Annotated in this window: 15 protein-coding genes; 7 read left to right on the top strand and 8 right to left on the bottom strand. The window is 40.0% G+C overall.

Annotated elements, in window-relative coordinates; all coding sequences use genetic code 11:
- Positions 1 to 132 precede the first annotated feature (132 nt).
- From QWZ01_RS05480 to QWZ01_RS05460, 5 genes are all read right to left on the bottom strand, one after another.
- Positions 133 to 855, bottom strand: coding sequence for a LytR/AlgR family response regulator transcription factor (locus tag QWZ01_RS05480; protein WP_290322265.1), 723 nt, complete (start codon positions 853 to 855; stop codon positions 133 to 135).
- Entirely contained in the window at positions 852 to 1,868 is a 1,017-nt protein-coding gene (locus tag QWZ01_RS05475; RefSeq protein WP_290322264.1) for a sensor histidine kinase, read from the bottom strand. The genes QWZ01_RS05480 and QWZ01_RS05475 overlap by 4 nt, the downstream gene beginning before the upstream one ends.
- Positions 1,869 to 1,900: 32 nt before the next feature.
- A complete protein-coding gene (locus QWZ01_RS05470) occupies positions 1,901 to 2,317 on the bottom strand; it encodes a c-type cytochrome (RefSeq protein ID WP_290322262.1) in 417 nt (138 codons plus the stop codon).
- Between the two features lie 57 nt (positions 2,318 to 2,374).
- Positions 2,375 to 2,914, bottom strand: coding sequence for a YceI family protein (locus QWZ01_RS05465; protein WP_290322261.1), 540 nt, complete (start codon positions 2,912 to 2,914; stop codon positions 2,375 to 2,377).
- 108 nt (positions 2,915 to 3,022) lie between these two features.
- On the bottom strand, positions 3,023 to 4,024 hold the full coding sequence (locus tag QWZ01_RS05460; RefSeq protein WP_290322260.1) for a metallophosphoesterase family protein: 1,002 nt from the start codon (positions 4,022 to 4,024) through the stop codon (positions 3,023 to 3,025).
- Between the two features lie 502 nt (positions 4,025 to 4,526).
- On the opposite strand from QWZ01_RS05460, the gene QWZ01_RS05455 reads away from it, so the two are divergent.
- The 7 genes from QWZ01_RS05455 (at position 4,527) to QWZ01_RS05425 (ending at position 14,476) form a co-directional block, all read left to right on the top strand.
- Positions 4,527 to 7,652, top strand: coding sequence for a SusC/RagA family TonB-linked outer membrane protein (locus QWZ01_RS05455; RefSeq protein ID WP_290322259.1), 3,126 nt, complete (start codon positions 4,527 to 4,529; stop codon positions 7,650 to 7,652).
- Positions 7,653 to 7,678: 26 nt separating this feature from the next.
- Positions 7,679 to 9,628, top strand: coding sequence for a RagB/SusD family nutrient uptake outer membrane protein (locus QWZ01_RS05450; RefSeq protein ID WP_290322258.1), 1,950 nt, complete (start codon positions 7,679 to 7,681; stop codon positions 9,626 to 9,628).
- A gap of 22 nt (positions 9,629 to 9,650) precedes the next feature.
- Positions 9,651 to 10,349 (top strand): DUF3823 domain-containing protein, encoded by a 699-nt coding sequence (locus QWZ01_RS05445; RefSeq protein ID WP_290322257.1) that lies wholly within the window; start codon positions 9,651 to 9,653, stop codon positions 10,347 to 10,349.
- A 63-nt stretch (positions 10,350 to 10,412) separates the two neighbouring features.
- Positions 10,413 to 12,254 (top strand): glycoside hydrolase family 2 protein, encoded by a 1,842-nt coding sequence (locus tag QWZ01_RS05440; protein ID WP_290322256.1) that lies wholly within the window; start codon positions 10,413 to 10,415, stop codon positions 12,252 to 12,254.
- Positions 12,255 to 12,445: 191 nt separating this feature from the next.
- Positions 12,446 to 12,673, top strand: coding sequence for a hypothetical protein (locus QWZ01_RS05435; RefSeq protein WP_290322255.1), 228 nt, complete (start codon positions 12,446 to 12,448; stop codon positions 12,671 to 12,673).
- 59 nt (positions 12,674 to 12,732) lie between these two features.
- Positions 12,733 to 13,971 carry an acyltransferase family protein gene (locus QWZ01_RS05430; RefSeq protein ID WP_290322254.1) on the top strand — a complete coding sequence of 413 codons (1,239 nt, stop codon included), beginning with the start codon at positions 12,733 to 12,735 and terminating at the stop codon, positions 13,969 to 13,971.
- Positions 13,972 to 14,113: 142 nt separating this feature from the next.
- On the top strand, positions 14,114 to 14,476 hold the full coding sequence (locus QWZ01_RS05425; RefSeq protein WP_290322253.1) for an RNA recognition motif domain-containing protein: 363 nt from the start codon (positions 14,114 to 14,116) through the stop codon (positions 14,474 to 14,476).
- A gap of 33 nt (positions 14,477 to 14,509) precedes the next feature.
- Here the strand turns inward: QWZ01_RS05425 and QWZ01_RS05420 are convergent, their stop codons facing one another.
- The 3 genes from QWZ01_RS05420 to QWZ01_RS05410 are packed head-to-tail and all read right to left on the bottom strand — an operon-like array spanning position 14,510 to position 19,416.
- Entirely contained in the window at positions 14,510 to 16,915 is a 2,406-nt protein-coding gene (locus QWZ01_RS05420; RefSeq protein ID WP_290322252.1) for a TonB-dependent receptor domain-containing protein, read from the bottom strand.
- A 5-nt stretch (positions 16,916 to 16,920) separates the two neighbouring features.
- Positions 16,921 to 18,279, bottom strand: coding sequence for an HTTM domain-containing protein (locus QWZ01_RS05415; RefSeq protein ID WP_290322251.1), 1,359 nt, complete (start codon positions 18,277 to 18,279; stop codon positions 16,921 to 16,923).
- An 18-nt stretch (positions 18,280 to 18,297) separates the two neighbouring features.
- Positions 18,298 to 19,416 (bottom strand): imelysin family protein, encoded by a 1,119-nt coding sequence (locus QWZ01_RS05410; protein ID WP_290322250.1) that lies wholly within the window; start codon positions 19,414 to 19,416, stop codon positions 18,298 to 18,300.
- Between the last annotated feature and the right edge of the window lie 5 nt (positions 19,417 to 19,421).

The following is a 19,421-nucleotide window of genomic DNA, read 5'->3' as shown; positions in this document are numbered from 1 at the left end:
TTGAAAGTTAATAAACAATTACCTTTCAATTAAGCGTTGAAAGGTAATTGTTGTTTGTATTAGCCATAATTAAATTCAAAATTTAAAATTTAAACCAACAAACACCACAGCTTAAATTCTTGATTTTAGAAGTTACTGTCTTTTAATAAGTTTATTTTTTAAAACCTTACCCATCACACCTTCTGTATAACTTAAACCCATGGTGATCTTGGTGTTACCGAGATGTAACATATTTCCCTCTATGGTATTTATCTTTTCAATATTTACAATGTGACTTTTGTGCACCTGCACAAACTGGTCAGACGGAAGCTTTTCAAGTATACCCTTAATGGTTAGGTAAACCACCATTTTATCATTAACGGTATGAAGGATCACATAATTTGCCATCGCTTCTATGTAGATCAATTCGTCGTAAATTACCTTTTCAATTTTCCCCTCGCACTTAACAAAACAATGCCCATCGTCTGATTTTTGAATCACTGACTTGCTTTCCTTCAATGACTTAAGCTCATAAGCCTTTAAGCAAGCTTTTAAAAACCTATCCAATGAGAATGGTTTTACAAGATAATCGATCACGGCCAGCTCAAACCCGTCAAGAGCGTATTGGCCATAGGCCGTAGTCATAATTACCATGGGTAAATTAGGTGCCGATCTTAAAAATTCCAAACCACTCATTTTGGGCATGTTGATATCCAGAAAAATTAAATCAACATCTATACTGCTAATTAACCCCGCTGCCTTTAATGGATTTACGGCGATTCCCACTAATTCCAGGAAATCAGTTTCCTCAATATATTCCTGCAATAATTTGCGGGCAATAGGTTCATCATCTATGATCAGGCATTTTAATTTCATACATCATCTAATGTTAAAGTAACCTCATAAATATCTTCCTGATCATTCATCTGTAACAGATGCTTATTCGGATATAAAAGTTCCAATAGTCTTTTGGCATTGGCTATACCCAGACCTGAGGATTTTTCACCCATACTGATGCAGCCATCTTTAGTGTTTATCACTTTAAAAATAAGCTGGCTTTCCTGGTGAGTTAAGCAAATTTTAATATAGTTGTCCTTACCTTCATTAAAGCCCACATATTTAAAAGCATTTTCAATAAAGGTGATAAGAAGCAATGGCGCAATTTTTAAATTTCCTCCTATTTGAGCATCACAAAATGAAACCTGGATACGTTCATCTATCCGGCTTTTTTGAAGGTCTATATAATTCTTTATGTAATTAAGCTCCCTGTCTAATTCAATTTGTTCTACATTGCATTCGTACAACTGATAGCGAAGCAATTCAGAAAAACTAAGCAGCATTTCACGGGCTGGCTTATTTGATTTATCAATATGTCCGTAAATAGAATTTATGGAATTAAATAAGAAATGCGGGTTAAACTGCGCCCTTAAAAAATTAAGTTCGTTGGCTGCCTTTTCTTTTTCAATTTTTTCAATGTAAATTTCTGAACGGATCTTTTCGCCAACCATTTTACCCGCCAATATTAAACCCACCCAAAACAGAATATTGACGAATGAATTATAAAATATGTTCAGATAATCAAAGTGTGCACCTGCAACTTTAAAAACATAAAGGGTAACCAGCATTGAAACAGGTACCCTTATCAAAGCTGTTATTGCTATGGCCACAATAAACAGGCCTCCGAATTTTAAATATTGCTTTTGGTTAAGTACCTGAGGAATGTTGTATAATGTATTAAAGTAGTAGTTGGCTGCTATAAAAAGCAAATAGCAAAACTGAATAGTAATGGCATGGGTAAGTACCAGCGTGCCATTTCTGAAAATAAATACCCAGAATATATACGCAAACAGCCAAAACAAAAAATGATATATGATTGAACCTTTTTTCAAATTGATTGGAGTTTTTTTATATAAAAATACAATTATTTCTGTCCCTCTGCTCCATCAGGAAAAGCTTCTCCTTTATGGCAGGTGTTACAGGTAACCGTAAGAGCTTCACTGCCTATTAATGGATGTTTCAACTTAAAATACTTTTTATTGATGCCCATGGTCATACGCATCATGGCTCTTGAAATTTCCTTTTCGGGTTTAGCATCACTGGCAAAATCAAGACCATGGCCATCTTTAGCGTTGGCATGACAAAAACTACAGGTAACCCCCAATCCATCCTGAAAATCATCAACCATAATTTGTTGAAGATTCTTAGAAGAAATATCCTTGGGTAGTACTTTTAAATTTGTGTAATGCGTAACAGCTGACTTTGGAGATGTGGCCGCAACACCAAGGGTTACTGTAGTTAAAATACATACAACAACACCTAATTTTTTGTTGATCTTCAAAACAGTTAATATTAAATTAATCAAATAGTGTAATACAAAATCGCGTTTAGCTAACAGTCAGGCTTTAACCGCGTAAACATTTAATGATATCTCCAACTCGTTTGAAATGGTGCTTGTACCACCTATTCCAAAATCCTTCCTGTTTATTTTAAAAGAGCCTTTAAAAAGAAACTCATCATTATTTTGTACCGCGGTAAAAGGGATAGAAACATCTTTTGATTTGCCTTTGATAGTAAGTTTTCCGGTAACCACGTAAGTACCATTCTTACCTCCCTCGGCAGTAACCTTGTCCGACTGAAAATGAATGTTTGGATAGTTTTTAACATCAAAATACCCCTCGTCCTTTAAATGTTTATCTCTCAAAGCATTGTCGGTATTTACAGTGTTGGCATCAATGGTTATATCCATATTGCCATTTTCCGGAGTTTTTGAATCAAAGTTGATGAGTCCCTGTATGCCTGTAAAAGATCCTTTTACATCAAAACCAAAATTCCCTACCTTAAACTCTACTGTTGATTTTTTATCGGCGGGCTTATATTGTGCCATGGCCGCAACGCTTGTTAGCACAAGCAGTGTTATTATTGCTATTGTTTTCATATTAAATTTTTCAATCGGGTAAAATAAGGAGCCGCCGGTTAAGGCGGCCCCACCCCTCTTACTAAGGCGTTGAACTAACCAGGTTCAACAGCATCTTTATCTGTTTATTTATTCAGCTTTTATTAATGGTATATCGGTAACAGCAAGCGTGTGATCATGCTCCTGGTAGTTTACACTTGTTAGGCCAAGCATTGTACGAAGCTTCTCGGCAGGTACTTTCATTGGCCCCGGAGATGGTGCAGCGCCAGGTGCAGGTTGCGGAAAAGCTGTTGAATTTGCTGTATGGAAGGTGATATTTCCTTCTACCTTTTGGATAGTTTGGTGAATATGTCCGTTTAGTACCGATACAGATCCAAAACGTTTCAGCAGCATTAAAGCCTGTGCACTATCTTCGGTACCCCAACCCCATTGTGGATAAATGGCCCACATAGGGATGTGCGCGAACACAACGATAGGTGTACTTGATGAGAGTGGTTTTAAGTCATTTTCAAGCCATTTGATCTGTTCTGGACCTAAATACCCCAAGCCACCATCAACATGGTTCGTAACATTTACCAAGCCAATAAAATGCACGCCGTTTGAGTCAAAACTGTACCATCCGTCGCCTATGGTACCTTTACCAAAGCGTTCAAGGTAAAGCTTGCCGTTATCTGTTACATCATGTTCACCCGGAACATAAAATATCTTTTCGGTTTTTACGCTTTTTAATGATTGCTCAAGTGCGTCAAATTCATCTGCCTGTGCGAGGTGTGAGAGATCCCCGGTATGCAGTACAAATGAAGGCGCCGACGGCATATTATTGATCTTGTCTATAGTAGCTTGCAGTGTGCCTAACACATCCGGATTAGCAGCTTTATTAAAACCGATATGGCTATCACTGATCTGTACAAAGCTGAAATCAGATTTTGGAATAACAAGGCCTTGTTTGAGGCCGCCGGTAGCTCTGTCAATCATATGGCTTAAACCGTATGATTTTAAGACACCTCCGGTCATCATCCAAAACACGCCTGTGCCTGCCCAGGCCATACATTCTAAAAAACCTCTCCGGTCAATACCGTCATTATTAGCATCGTGTGCATGCTCATGTCCGTGGTGAAAGTGTTTATTCATAACTTTTTTTATCAACTAATTATTGGAATACACCACGAAGAAAAAGAAAGCAGCTGCCCTTATATACTATTTTACATAAAACGAGACAAATACTTGATGAACACTGATTTTAGCAGCTATCCTGCCATCCATCTCATTTAGAAAATATTACTGTTCAATAAAATGCATCCTGTTATTCGGCAGGCATTAAAAATAAATGCAAGTAGCTCATATAGAACCGATACGAATCAGCATCAATATTTGAGCAATAAATTTTCACGATTAGAAAAAATGATACTTTTTGACTAATAATCGAGACGATTTGATTAATAAACGACAAGAAAAATCCTTTTTCTTTACCGTGTGATTTAAATCTGTCAATCTTACATTTTTAAATCACGCTTAACCAATTAATAAATCATTTATGAGAAAAATTTTACTGCTAAGGCAGGGGGAGTGTTCCCCCCTGCAGTGGCCCCCCTGCATTTGGGGCCAAAAAGTAACAATCATTATCCTTTTCATTATGGCTTACCAGCTTACTTCGTTTTCGGCATTTGCCCAAAACAAGTTTCAGGTAAGCGGTACGGTAACGGATACTACTGGTGAGGCGCTTACGGGCGTGGCCATCAGGTTACAAGGCACACAAGCTGGTACCACTACCGATGTTAAAGGTAAATTTAACCTAAATGTTCCCGATGCCAACGGCACTTTATTAGTGAGCTATATTGGCTTTGCATCGCAGGAAGTACCCATTAATGGACGGTCGGTAATTGCGATAAGGCTAAAATCAAACAACTCTTCTCTACAGGAAATTGTGGTAACAGGTTACGGAACGCAAAGGCGTGAATCTATAACCGGCGCCATTTCCAGTGTTACAAGTAAAGACCTGGAGCGTGTACATGCCGGATCAACCGTGAGTACTGGTTTAGCGGGTAAGATTCCGGGTGTAACCTTCAGACAAGCAGAAGGTCGCCCTGGTGCAAGTGCCAGTATCCAGATCCGTAACATGGGTTCGCCACTGTATGTTATTGATGGTATACAACAGGATGAAGGCCAGTTCAATAACCTTTCGCCAAATGATGTGGAAAGCATTACCGTATTAAAGGATGGTTCAGCTGCTATTTATGGTGTACGTGCGGCCAATGGCGTAGTTGTGGTAACTACTAAGAAAGGTTCGGGCGAAAGTCGTATCAACATCGATGCTTATTCGGGTTATCAAAACTGGACTCGTTTCCCTAATGTACTTACTAACTCTTATGATTATATGCGCTACCGTGCAGAGGCTGAGGTAAACTCTAACGGATCAACCAGCATTACTCCTGCCGAACTTGATAAATACAAAGCAGGTACCGACCCTGGCTACAAAAGCTTTAACTGGCGTGACTATGTTTTGAAAAGCAATAACAATGCGCCTCAAAACTCTGTTAATGCCAACTTTACAGGTGGTACAGATAGGGTTAACTATTACGTTTCGGCAACTAACCTATTTCAGAGCTCTCAATTGGGTAAAGAGTATAAATTTAACCGCTCAAACATCCAGTCGAACGTTTCATTAAAGGTTGCAAATGGTTTGAAAGTTAGTTTGGACATTAATGGCCGTATCGAAACACGCGAAAATCCTGGCGTACCGGGCGGCGACGATTATTTCTTAGCGAAATTTGCGGTATTGAGGAATACCCCGCTTGAGCGCCCTTATGCTAATGATAATCCTGCCTATTTGAATGATATTGGCCACACCGAGTCAAACTATGCATTTTTAAATAAAGACCTGTCTGGTTTATACCATAGCGATTGGCGCGTTCTGCAAACTAATTTTAATGCCGAATACCAAATTCCAGGTGTAAAAGGCTTAGCCATAAAAGGTTTATATTCTTACTACATAGCCGATTATTTGCTGAACAACCAGGAGTATACCTATGAGGCTTACACTTACCGCCCAGCAACTAACACTTATGATGTAACCGGAGGCAGTACCAACCCATGGCGCGAACGTGAGCAAAAAAAGGAGTTTGCAAAAACCATGCAGGCTCAGATAAATTACAATAACTCATTTGGTAAAAGCGCCATCGGCGCAACATTCGTTGCTGAACGTATAGAGCTTAACCATTTACGTAACTGGATCCATGCTTCGCCGATTTCAAATAACCTGCCGCTTATTTATTTCCCTACTACTGATCAGTATCAGGATAGTGATGATAAAGAGGCTCGTATCGGTTACATTGGGCGTGTAAACTACAATTATGATAACAAATATTACTTAGAAGCTTCGGCGAGGCGCGATGCATCTTACCTGTTTGCGCCTGATAAACGCGTTGGTTATTTCCCTGGTATATCTGCCGGTTGGAGAATTACCCAGGAAGGTTTCATGAAAAGCATATTAGGTGAAAACAGCCCGCTTAATGATTTAAAGATCAGGGCATCATACGGTGTTCTGGGTGATGACCGTGATCCTTCTAATACAGCAAATCCTATCGTTCCGGCTTATGCTTATTTACCAGGTTACAACTACAACCAGGGTACTGCTATATTGGATGGTAACGCCATTACTGTATCAAGAGACAAAGGTATCCCTATCAACCGTATATCATGGTTAAAAAGCAAGATCACCGATGTTGGTATGGATTTCAGCCTCCTGAATAATAAACTGACCGGTACCGTTGATTATTTTTATCGTAAACGTACAGGACTATTAGGTACCAAAAACGATGTGATAGTACCTATAGAAATAGGATATTCTTTGCCACAGGAAAATGCCAACAGCGATGCCCAGTACGGTGAAGAAATTTCCCTGAGCTACAATAATAAAATAGGCAACGTGAGCTTTAATGTGGGCGGTAACTTTTCATATACCCGCTCAAAAGACTTAATGCAGTACAATCCTCTTTTTTATAACTCTTGGGATCAGTACCGCAACTCTACCCAAAACAGGTATTCTCATATAGATTGGGGTTACGAGGTAATTGGTCAGTTCACATCTCAGGATCAGATCAACAATTATAAAATTAATAATGACGGTAAAGGTAACCGCAGCCTTATTCCCGGCGACCTGATGTATAAAGATCAAAACGGAGATGGTAAAATTGATCAATACGATGAGCGTCCGGTTGGATTTGGTGGTGGTAAACAACCCAATATCAACTTTGGCTTTACCTTAGGCGCAGCTTACAAAGGTTTTGACTTCCATGCTGATTTCTCGGGTGGAGCAGGTTATACCTGGGTTCAAAACTTTGAATCAAGATGGGCCTTCCAGAATAACGGTAACTTGAACAGCATATTTGAGGACAGGTGGCACCGTGCAGATCCATTTGATGTGAACAGCGCCTGGATCCCGGGTAAATATCCTGCAAACAGGGTAAACCCTGGCTTTGGCCATAGCGATTACGAACTTAACGGTCAGCGTAACTCAACCTTTTGGTTGCATAGCGTAAAGTATTTAAGAGCCAGAACCATAGAATTTGGGTATTCGTTGCCATCTCAATGGCTTACGAGGGTAAAGATCAAAAGAGCAAGATTTTATGTTAACGCTTATAACTTGTTTTCATTTGATAATCTTAAATCATATTCAGTTGATCCGGAGGTTTCTGACGATAACGGGCTTCAATTCCCTCAGAGTAAAGTACTCAACTTCGGCGTTAACTTAACCTTTTAATTGATTCCAAAAGTTTAAAAATTCAAATGAAAAAAATATCATTCATAACCATATTTGCCATCCTGTTAGGTACGGGATCATGCAAAAAAGATAGCGCGTTTTTAGATGTACCACCCAAGCAGGTATTGCCTACCGAACTGGCATTTTCAGACCCTGCCCTGGTTTTATCTATACTGGGCGATTTATATAACAGACAACGTGACTTTTCAAGCCTTGACGGGCATCCGCTAAGAGAATATCCATTATCACCTTCGGGCGATATTGTACCCGGATGGATTACTTTTGCCGACTTCAGCGAATCTTTTCCTTCAGAAAACGGCAGCTCATATATTGTACAAAGAACCGGTTGGGGTTACGATGAGTGGCGCATATGGGATTATGGTTACATCCGTGACCTTAACCTGTTTATTCAACGTGCTACTGCTGCTACCAAATTAAGCGACGGCGATAAAACCCGTTTTATTGCCGAAGCAAGATTTATGCGTGCCAACTATTATTTTGAAATGGTAAAACGCATGGGCGGTGTACCACTTATTACCGATCCTCAAGCATATGATTATTCGGGCAATGTTACGCCCTTACAAAAGCCACGTGCTAAAGAATCTGAATTATATGATTTTGTGATCAGTGAAGCAGAGGCCATTAAGGATCAACTACCTAATGATGTTAACGAAAAATCAAGAGCTACAAAAGGTGCCGCTCTGGCCATGGAAGCAAGAGCAGCCCTATATGCCGGTTCTATAGCCAAATACGGTGCAAGCACTCCTCAGGTATCATTGCCGGGTGGTGAGGTAGGTATTTCTTCAAGCCTGGCTAATGGCTATTATACCAAAGCCCTGGCCGCGGCGCAAGCAATTATCAACGGAAGCGCAGGCAGTTACCAGTTGTATAAAGTATTACCAGACTTGGCAGATAATTTTGCTGCTGTTTTTCTTGACAAAAGCAGTGTTAACCAGGAAGCTATATTTGTAGAAGACTTCAAAGTTAACTCTGGTAAAGTACATCCTTTTACAACTAATAATCAGCCTTTTTCTATATCAGACGAAGGTTTAGATGCTGGTCGTTTAAACCCATCACTGAATTTAGTTGAAGCGTTTGAAAAATTAGATAATACATATGCTCCACTGGCTACTAAAGATGCTTCGGGCAACCCTATTTATTACACAGATCAGCTTGATATTTTTGCAGGTCGTGATGCGAGGCTTGCCGGAACAGTCCTTTTGCCAAACGGTTCATTCAAAGGAAAAAGGACAGATGTTTGGGCTGGTTACCAATTAGCTGACGGAAGCATATTAACCAGCGGTGATGCCGGCCAATTAAAACCCCTTCCAGGAACTTCTACACCAGTACAGGTTACCGGTAAAGACGGTGTTATTAACGGACAGGAATTCAGGACACAAACTGGTTTCTATATCCGCAAGTACCTTGACCCTGCTGTAGGTTCTGGTCGTCGTGGTCGTGGAAGTGATGTGGCTTTTATCCGTTACCGGTATGCTGAGGTATTATTAAATGCTGCTGAAGCTGCTTTTGAACTTGGCCAGGTACCTGTTGCTGCCGGTTATCTTAACCAGGTGAGATCACGTGCAGGTTTAACTACGGCGTTAACACCTGTGGATATTACCTTTGATAGAATTGTTCATGAACGCCGTGTAGAGCTTGCGTTTGAAGGCCATACTTTGTATGACATGAAACGCTGGAGAATTGCAACTGCTGTTTGGGATGGTGCACCAATGACCGTTAATGACCTCGTATCCAACATAGGTAAGGCCACCAAACGCAACACCCAACCTTATGGTTTATGGCCATATAAATATTATAACCCAGGTAATCCTAATAATGGTAAATGGCTGTTTAAAGAAATATTGCCATCCCCAGTAACAGGCTCAAACAGATTTCAGCTGGGTAATTATTATTCACAAATTGGTGATGATGTATTATCGGCCAATCCTAAAATTGTTAAACAACCAAATCAATAGGTTTTATTTATAAATTACGATCATGAAAATAAAATTTCATCATATGATACTGGCGCTCTTGATTGCAACCACGGGTTGTAAAAAAGACAATTACGATGCGCCTTCCTTAAAGCTCACCGGTAAGCTGGTTTATAAAGGCGAAGCCATTGGTGTAGAGTACAACCAGGTGCCTTATGAGCTTTATCAGCCTGGTTTTGGTAAAGTAGGGCCAATAAGCCAAACCTTTAGTCAGGATGGTGCTTACTCTTCTCTTCTTTTTAAGGGCAATTATAAATTCACTATTCCGCCGAACCAGGGGCCTTTTATGTGGAAGGAAATAGCCGCGGGCAAACGCGACTCTATAGCCGTAGCACTAACCGGTGACCAAACGATGGATATAGAGGTTACTCCATTCTATATGATCAGGAATGCCAACCTTACTGCAGCCAGTGGTAAAGTGAATGCAACCTTTAGTATAGAAAAAGTAATTACTGATGCCAATGCAAAGGATATTGAAAGAGTAAGCTTGTATATTAACAAAACTCAGTTCGTATCAGGCGGGGATAATATCGCGGTTACTGATCTTGCTGGCTCCGCAATTACAAGCCTTAGCAATATTACCATGAGTGCGAATATCCCGGGTATATCTCCTACTCAAAACTACGTTTTTGCACGGGTGGGTGTTAAAATAGCCGGTGTGGAGGATATGATATTTTCTCCATTGGTAAAATTAACTTACTAATAAAAGCTAACAGGGCCGTACTTTAGTATGGCCCTGTTTATTGAAATACAATTCTAATTATTTATGAAAAAAACTAACTTTTGCTTATCCCTTTTACTTTTAGCTTCTGTATCAGTTAATGCACAACAATCAGGCTGGCATTTGATCAAAGATAAGATCACTACTCCCTGGGCTGAAAAGGTTGACCCTAAAGCACCGCTTCCTGAATATCCACGACCGCAATTGGTTAGGCCTGATTGGCAAAACTTAAATGGTATTTGGAACTATGCTATAGTACCAAAATCTACAGCAGGGCCGGCAAAATATGAAGGCGAAATATTAGTTCCTTTTGCTGTTGAATCGGCACTGTCGGGCGTAGGCAAAACCGTTGGAAAAGACAGCATGTTATGGTACAAAACCAACTTTACCTTAAACAAGACCTTAAAAGGTAAGGATGTGTTATTGCATTTTGGTGCCGTTGACTGGCGAACAGAAGTTTTTATCAATGGTAAAAGCGTGGGTGTGCACGAAGGTGGTTTTGATCCTTTTACATTTAATATAACTCCCTATTTAAAAGGTGGTTCTAAACAGGAAATAAAAGTTAGCGTTTGGGACCCGACAGATGATGGCCCGCAGCCTCGTGGCAAGCAGGTTAAAAAGCCTGAAGGCATCTGGTATACTCCCGTTACCGGCATTTGGCAAACGGTTTGGTTAGAGGCTGTGGCTAAAACTCATATTGATGCAACTAAACAAACTCCCAACATAGATAACCATACACTTACTGTTTCGGCCGAGGTAAGCAATGTTCAAACCGGTGATAAACTAAAGATTACTGCATGGGATGGCAAAAAACAGGTTGATGAAAAAATTGTAGATGCAGGCGGCACGGCCACTTTAGATATTAAAGATCAAAAATTGTGGTCAACAACTACTCCATTCCTGTACGATCTGCAGGTGGCTGTGATCAGGAACAACAAGGCAGTTGATGAGGTGAAAAGTTACTTTGCCATGCGCAAAATATCATTAGGCGCCGATGCTAATGGTGTACAACGTATGTTACTGAACAATAAGTTTGTATTTGAATATGGCCCTCTTGATCAGGGTTGGTGGCCCGATGGCTTATACACCCCACCAACAGATGAGGCGATGAACTTTGATATTGATCAGTTAAAAGCGATGGGCTTTAACATGATCCGTAAGCATATTAAGGTGGAGCCTGCCCGTTACTATACTTATTGCGATAAAAACGGAATGTTGTTATGGCAGGATATGCCAAGCGGCGATCTGGGCAATCATTGGGAAAATCGTCCGGGCGTACTAGATAAAGCTACCGATCAGCAACGTACTCCTGAATCTGAAGGTTATTACAGAAAAGAATGGAATGCCATTATGAATTCACTTTATAATTACCCTTGTATTGTAGTTTGGACTCCGTTTAATGAAGCCTGGGGTCAATTTAAAACTGTTGAGATCACCGAGTGGACTATGAAAAAAGATCCTTCAAGGTTGGTAAACAGCGCAAGCGGTGGTAACTTTTACGCTACAGGAAATATTGTGGATCTGCATAATTACCCTCACCCGGCTATGCCGCGTCCTGAAATATTTGGTAAGACCCAAGCTGTGGTTTTAGGAGAATTTGGTGGTTTAGGTTGGCCGGTTGATGGCCATACCTGGCAAGCCAATAAAAACTGGGGATATCAAAATTTTAAGAATGCTGATGACCTGTTTAAAAGATACAGCACGTTTACCGACAGACTTCAGGAGTTAATTAAATTGGGATTATCTGCAGCGGTATACACTCAAACCACTGATGTTGAAGGCGAGGTTAACGGCTTTATGACCTATGATCGTAAGGTTACCAAAATGCCTGTTGAACAGTTGCAAAAAGTTAACACTAAACTGTATGATCCATCGTTAGTAAAATAAACGGTTAATCATCATAAATATGAAGCAATCTTTTTGTTGAGCTTTGCTTTTATTTCTTTTATTTATCCTATTTTTAAATTGTTCTACATTGAGTAACAAGTTAAAAATAGGATATTTTTTTTCGACTTATTGAGATTGACTCAGCGTAGCTGTAAACCAGGAACTAATATTAATCAAATAACTTTCAGATCATGATAAACCCGGAAGATCAAATTCCTCTCGATGACTCAGAGGATAATGACAAAGAAGACCAACTAAGCCAGGAAGATATACACTCCAATGGTTTGGACGAAGAGCGAATCCCGTCACCTAATAGTGATGAACCATCTATCGATTTATTGAAACAATCTTATGATGCATCAGAATCAGCCTTTACGCTTTATTTAGGCGATGATGATTCACCTCCTGATGAAGATTGATCTTTTTGTTAAAGTGATAACACCTATTCAAAAGCAGGTTATTTGATCAAAATTCAATTATGAAAACAGGCACTGTTTCCGCTTTACACTCGCCTCTCTCTGCAACAATAACGAATCCTCAAATACCTGCCGGTAGAATAGCTTCAGTAGATATCTATCGGGGATTTGTCATGCTCCTGATGATGGGCGAAGTATTGTCTTTTGAGAGCGTGTCAGCTGCGTTGCCTAATAGCAAGATCTGGCAAATTATAGCCTTCAACCAATCGCATGTTGCGTGGACATGGCTGAGTCTTCACGATATGATTCAGCCTTCTTTTACCTTTTTGGTTGGTGTGGTGCTCCCGTTTTCTGTTGCTTCCAGAATAAAAAAAGGAGCCACATTCAATTCACTGATCGGCCATGCTCTTTATCGGTCGGTGATCCTTATTCTGCTCGGAATCTTTTTAAGATCGTTAGGTGCAACGCAAACCGTTTACACATTTGAAGATACGCTTACTCAAATAGGCTTGGGCTACACATTCCTGGTGATGATCGGGTTTTGCTCTCGGAAAGTTCAGGCAGGCATACTCATTATGATTTTGGTAGGGTATTGGCTTGCTTTTGCGCTCTATCCCCTACCCGGTTCCAGCTTCGATTATTCATTGACCGGAGTTTCACCAAATTGGGAGCATAATTTGCATGGCTTTGCTGCTCATTGGAATAAAAATACCAATTTGGCCTGGGCTGCAGATCGCCGGTTTCTTAATTTATTCCCCCGAGCACAGCCTTTTGTGTTTAATGGTGGCGGTTATTCTACTCTGAGTTTTATCCCTACTTTAGGTACCATGATCTTGGGTCTGCTTGCCGGTGGGGTTTTAAAAAATGCTCAAACAGATAAAGAAAAATTAAAATATTTTATCATTTCAGCACTAAGCTTGCTTGCTATAGGATTAATACTGCACCTTACAAACATCAACCCTATAGTTAAAAGAATTTGGACACCGGCCTGGGTAATATTTAGCGGCGGGATATGTTTTGCTTTTTTAGCTTTTTTTTATTGGCTGATTGATGTAAAGGGCTTCAAAAAACCATTTTTCTTTCTTACGGTGATAGGTGCAAATTCAATTGCCGCCTATGTAATGTCTGATGGTGGTTTGAGGAAATACATCAGCGATAACCTTCATGTAAATCTTGGACAGCATTATGATCAGCTATTCGGGCTGGCTTATACAACCTTAGTAAGCGGTACCTTAACCTTGATGTTATTATGGTTGATACTCTACTGGATGTATAAGCAAAAAATATATATCAAAATCTGATCACGTATTTAGCTCAATTGTCAAAATGGGCCATTTTAAATTTCACTTGTTTGGAAGTCGTGTATCTAAATCTGTAAAGAAGATTAAAGGCATTGATTCTAAGTGTTAAAAATAAATCAAGCATTCGTATATTTGCACCGTTATGGCTAAGCTATTTATTGTTGGTTTTCCAAAAGATATGGAAGAAATTGAACTGGTAGAAATGTTCAGTGTTTATGGTGCGGTTAATACCGTAACTATTATTACTGACATAGATACAGGTGAAAGCAAATGTTATGGTTTTATCACTATGACTGATCAGCAAGGTGCAGAGCGTGCTATTGAGGCCATGAATGGTGCAACCATTGATGACAGGGAGATTAGCGTTCGATTTGCCGATGTTAAAAACAAAGACCAGCAAGCGCCTGTTAAAAAAACATTTCAAAAACACTTCATGCCGCAGGCCGAATCTGCCGGATCAGACAACTCATCCCCACGCAAAAAAAGACCCAGGCGCAATTTTTAACGTTAACTTTTTTAAATAACATACTCCGTTAATCTATAACTTAAACTGCAGCGTTCCGTAAATTGCCCTTCCCTCTGATGGAATTATACCCGGGCCCGGAAAACCTGTTGTACGCCTTGTAAAATATTTTTCGTCAGTAATGTTATTACCCGAAACAGAAATCTTCCATTTTTTTGATAGCGCATAACCCACAGTAACATCAACAGTATGATAGGCAGGTATGGTACCTATGCTGCCATTATTTGAGGCAAAGGCGTTGGTAGCATCAGAAAATTGCGAATCTGTATAAGAGTACTGTACACTACCGCTGAGATCTTTAAACAAAAAATCTACACCATATCTGCCAATCCAATGTGGTGCATATTCAACCCTTTTGTTGTAAAATTGCTTCCTATCGTCAGGTACGTTAATATATTTTGCATCGGTATAAGACAACGATGCAAACAACGATAATTTATTTTCGCTATGCTTGTGGGTTGGTAACAAGTGCCAAATATTCAATTCACCAAAAAGTTCGGCACCTGCGCTCCGGGAGTCGCTGATATTGGTTTCATAGAGATATACATCGCCCCCGCCATCAGTTTGAGCTAAAGAACCTATGCGGTTTTTATACAGCAGGTAATAACCGCTAACATCCAACGTAAGTGCATTCATAAACTGGCCGCGATAACCAAGGTCAAAGTTATAACCCTTTACATCTTTCAGATTTGGGTCTACCTTCATGCCTGGCTGTAAAATAACAATATCTCCAAAATTGATTGGACTATAATTCTGCGAAAAATTCATATAAACATCTGATTTCTCTGTCACCTTGTAGTCTAATCCCACACCCAGCAAAGCAAACTTGCGGGTATGTTTTTCATTACCCGGGGTACTGACATTAGTACTGCTGTCAGCAATAGTATATCCATTTGAATTTGTCTGGATATATTCAAACCGGGCTCCCGGCGTTATGGAAAACTTATCAGTTAGCTGAAAAATATTTTCGGCAAAGGCAGCCGCATTGTAGGCCGGAAAATGGTAGCTTAATTGCGTACGATCATCTTTTATGGAGAAATTGGCATCCGCACCGGTATAGTTATAGCCTTGTACACGATGGGTATTACCATGATAAAAACGAACTCCGGTTAAAAACGACGAACGCAGATTGCCAACCAGATTATAGTGGTGTATAAAACGCGCCTCTGTATAAAAGTTGCGATAATCATCATTCATAACAGTACGTGGCTTTGTAGGATCATCCACAATATTTATGGGATCAAGATCGCCCACATTTTTTCTGTCGGCCAGCAGGGCATATGCTTTTACCGTCAGCAAGTTGGCGCTGTCTATTGCATAATCTAAAGTAAGGGCAGGAATGTTCCAGTTGGCAGAAAACCAATTCCGGTTTCGGAATGATTGCCGTGGATTCTGTTTAAATTGCTGGTCGGTAAATCCTCCAGGCTGCTGCAATTGATAGTACATAAAAGTATAATCAAAGCCGAGGGTTAATTTAGGAGTTATAGCATACTTAAGTGATACAAAAGCATTATGTACATCAAAACCGGTATTATCGCGCCAGCCATCGCTGCGTTTATAGCTATAAAATGCACAATAATTCAGTTTTCCGCTTTGCCCCCCTACACTATTAAAGGAATTAAAAAAGCCATAGCTACCCACTGTTTGTTTACTAACCAGTTCAAAGGGTTTGTTAACAGGCCCTTGTTTAAATTTAAAGTTGAGCAAGCCACCAAATTGGGTACCATACTGCAATGATGCAGCCCCGCGAATAATTTCGATGTTATCCAAAGCGTCCGTTGGCGGGGTGTAATAAGTTTCTGGGTAACCAATTGGATCGGCAGCTATATCATATCCATTTTGCCTCGAATTAAATTCTGTTGTACGGTTTGGGTTTAACCCTCGTGTTGCAATACCAAGTTGAACACCAGCTTCGTCATTTTCAATGATGTTGATCCCCGGTACTTTTGAGTATACCTGCCTGGCACTGTTAATAGCTGTGTTAACCGGAAGGTTATTCAAATCAATCAATTCATTTTTTTTGCCTGCATAAATAGTGGTACCTACCGTTTGCGTTAAAAGCTGAACATCCGATAAATGTTGCTGCTTCCCTTTTACATTAACTGTTTGCAGCTGACGGGTAGATAATATCAGTTCAAACACCTGGTTACTGATATCACCGGTAACTTCAAGATCGAGTTTTTGAGGTTCGTATCCGGCTGCTTTAATAGTAATTTGATATTTCCCTGTAGCTGTTTTAAAACTAAAATGGCCGGTGATATCGCAAGTGTAAAGAGCGTTCTTTGAAAGCGAAATATTGGCATAAGCAATACCCTCATGTGTGGTTGCATCCTTAACATAACCTGAAACATTAACCAGTTGCGCTTTTACTGCAATAGCAAAAAGAAGTACAAAAAATAAGAGTGTAATTTTTTTAAACATATATCTTAATTATCGGATAATATCCATTTTTTAGGGGCGAAACTATCTGTTTCCTCAGCCAGATCAGTTTTAGGGTTGATGTACGTTTTACCAGACTTTTGATTAAGCGATACATAAGCGTCTGCATATACTGCCACCGGGTGACCGAGCTTTTGCCTGTAACCATCGGCCAAAAAATGGGCATATTGTAATATCATATCAGGCTGGGTACTCATCATCCGCTCTTGCAAAGCCGTAAGATGTTTTTTGGGGTATTCGATAAATCGTTCCCCGGTAATCTTATCTTTTACATAAAATTCTACGTAGCCATCTTTCTCTATCAACATCACATTCCAGGAATATCGGTACCCCTGTTCTGTCCAGAGTACATTGCCTTTGTAAAACAAGTAGCGCAGCGGCATAATACATTGCCAAAGCAAATAAACGCCGAACAGGTATTTGTATCCTCTTTTATTTTTAAAGAGAAACACTTCTGTATGATCATTATTTGAGCTACTCAACCTTCCGCAATATTTATCCAAGATACGGCGATGCCATTCCGGTGAAAAAAACACCAATGCTACCCCCATCATCACTAAAGGAAAAATACCAATGTAAAACAGCCATAAGGTCATTACGTGAAAAACTACAATAAGCACATATTCATAAGGTCGAGTTTTTTTGTTGAGCAACAGGAAAGGGGCTGTTAAATCAAACAACATCCCGATCCAACTAAATGCATATGCAGTGATTGGCATAGACAGCCATTTACCCATAACAGGTATATTTTGACAAGCTCCTAACCATATTTTTAAAGGTTCGGCACGAATTAACCAATCATACTTTATTTTAGATATGCCTGCAAAAAAGTAAACCAAGCCTACCTGGGCACGTAAAATTGTCAGTGTCCACCGGGGTATTATTACGGGCTGTTTCCAACGGTGTGCATCCAGACTAAAACTGGCATTCATCGGCAAAAAAATCATAATAAACGACAACAGTGTTATCAGATAATAATGATTCAGATAGTTTGTAAGATCAAGCAGCTCTGTATAAGAAAATAAAATAAAGAACGTAATAATAGCCGCCCGGTAATATTTACCTATTATGATGAGCACCAAACAGATGATCATCCCGATCCAGGGCAAATAGATCAGTTTTCCAGGTAAAATCTGCACCCAATAAAAACCCCAGTATTTGAAAAAGAACTTTGGTTTAATGTATAGCAGGTATACCCAACCTTTCCATAAAAAACGTAACTGGCTAAACAGCATAATGGCACCAAAAACAATTCTGAAGAAAGCTAATGAAGCCGCATCTACCGGTTCATTAAGCTTTGTGGTTAGTTTTTGGTACCATGATAAGTACAGGTTTAGCCAGTGCATTCTTTCGGAATATAAAATTTAATCTCCGTCGGTATCGCTGAAGGTAATCGTTACCCCCAGGTTATTGGCTACATCTACCTTAAAATAAGCTATCAGCGTTTTCAAAGAATTAAATACCGCTTGTAATTGTTGTGTTTGGCTGCTTACCGCTGTTGAATATGGAGCGTTGATGGCGTTGATCTTACTAATCACATCATCAAATTGTGCATCAACCACAACCGAAAGGTTTTGTCCGTTCTTTTGTGCCTTCACGTAGTTTAACAGATCATCTAAACCCTGGCCAGACCCACCATCAAATGCTGCTTTCATAGCTTGTACGTTAGCTTTCATGGCTGGTATAGATTGCTCAGCAATGGTATACTCTATCAGTTCGGGATGGGCCTTATTATCGTTTACCTTTACCCCCATACCAATCGGATTACCTACTTTCATATTCTTAACCTGATCAAGAAAAAGTGAAAGCCTATTGATCAACTGGCTTGCAGAACTGCTTACATCATTGCCCTTTGCATTTTCAAAAGTAGTAAGGTAGCCGCTTTTCCAGGCATTTTGCAGGTTAGTAGCCTGCGTTACCACATCTTTTGCCACGGAATTAAGAAAAGCTATACGTGCTGCGGCATTACCTCCGGTATATTTAGTTAGCACTACATTATCGCCACTTTTATCAAAAAGTAAATACTCCAACCCTTTAAGTCCTTTGGTATCGGCCCCAACGTTAACAGCATTGGAGTTAGCGGTAATAGCGCTTTCAATTTTTGTTGGATTAGCCGGCCATGTATTGGTGTTGGCCGAAATCAGGTTATCCTGCATGGGGCCAAATCCAAATGGCTCAACCACCGCCCAGTTTTGAGCAAGTATTGCCCATGCAGTTTGCGCTGCAGTTAAGGTACCATTGTTTGGTGCAGCGGCAAATGCAGCAATAGCAACCTGAGCTGTAGTAGCGCTGGTTACCGCATTGTTAATGCCAGATAATAATACATTGTTACCGATATTGGTTAGCATAGCTGTTTGGTCATAATTACCAAAAAGAGATGATTGGCCATTATTATTGTTATCCGGGCCTGGGGTTTTGGAGCAAGCCGCAATGCCCAAAATTGCTGTTACGGCGGCTGCGGCCATTGTTTGTTTTATAGTCATGGTAT

The organism is Mucilaginibacter aquaedulcis (genome assembly GCF_030409325.1).
Taxonomy (GTDB): domain Bacteria; phylum Bacteroidota; class Bacteroidia; order Sphingobacteriales; family Sphingobacteriaceae; genus Mucilaginibacter; species Mucilaginibacter aquaedulcis.
Note: the sequence above shows the minus strand (reverse complement) of the source record. Positions and strands in the feature narration are given on the sequence as shown.

Coding starts and splice junctions, on each gene's coding strand:
- QWZ01_RS05410 (WP_290322250.1), bottom strand. CDS start 19,416: ATGACTATAAAACAAACAATGGCCGCAGCCGCCGTAACAGCAATTTTG.
- QWZ01_RS05465 (WP_290322261.1), bottom strand. CDS start 2,914: ATGAAAACAATAGCAATAATAACACTGCTTGTGCTAACAAGCGTTGCG.
- QWZ01_RS05480 (WP_290322265.1), bottom strand. CDS start 855: ATGAAATTAAAATGCCTGATCATAGATGATGAACCTATTGCCCGCAAA.
- QWZ01_RS05425 (WP_290322253.1), top strand. CDS start 14,114: ATGGCTAAGCTATTTATTGTTGGTTTTCCAAAAGATATGGAAGAAATT.
- QWZ01_RS05460 (WP_290322260.1), bottom strand. CDS start 4,024: ATGAATAAACACTTTCACCACGGACATGAGCATGCACACGATGCTAAT.
- QWZ01_RS05440 (WP_290322256.1), top strand. CDS start 10,413: ATGAAAAAAACTAACTTTTGCTTATCCCTTTTACTTTTAGCTTCTGTA.
- QWZ01_RS05430 (WP_290322254.1), top strand. CDS start 12,733: ATGAAAACAGGCACTGTTTCCGCTTTACACTCGCCTCTCTCTGCAACA.
- QWZ01_RS05435 (WP_290322255.1), top strand. CDS start 12,446: ATGATAAACCCGGAAGATCAAATTCCTCTCGATGACTCAGAGGATAAT.
- QWZ01_RS05455 (WP_290322259.1), top strand. CDS start 4,527: ATGGCTTACCAGCTTACTTCGTTTTCGGCATTTGCCCAAAACAAGTTT.
- QWZ01_RS05415 (WP_290322251.1), bottom strand. CDS start 18,279: ATGCACTGGCTAAACCTGTACTTATCATGGTACCAAAAACTAACCACA.
- QWZ01_RS05450 (WP_290322258.1), top strand. CDS start 7,679: ATGAAAAAAATATCATTCATAACCATATTTGCCATCCTGTTAGGTACG.
- QWZ01_RS05445 (WP_290322257.1), top strand. CDS start 9,651: ATGAAAATAAAATTTCATCATATGATACTGGCGCTCTTGATTGCAACC.
- QWZ01_RS05420 (WP_290322252.1), bottom strand. CDS start 16,915: ATGTTTAAAAAAATTACACTCTTATTTTTTGTACTTCTTTTTGCTATT.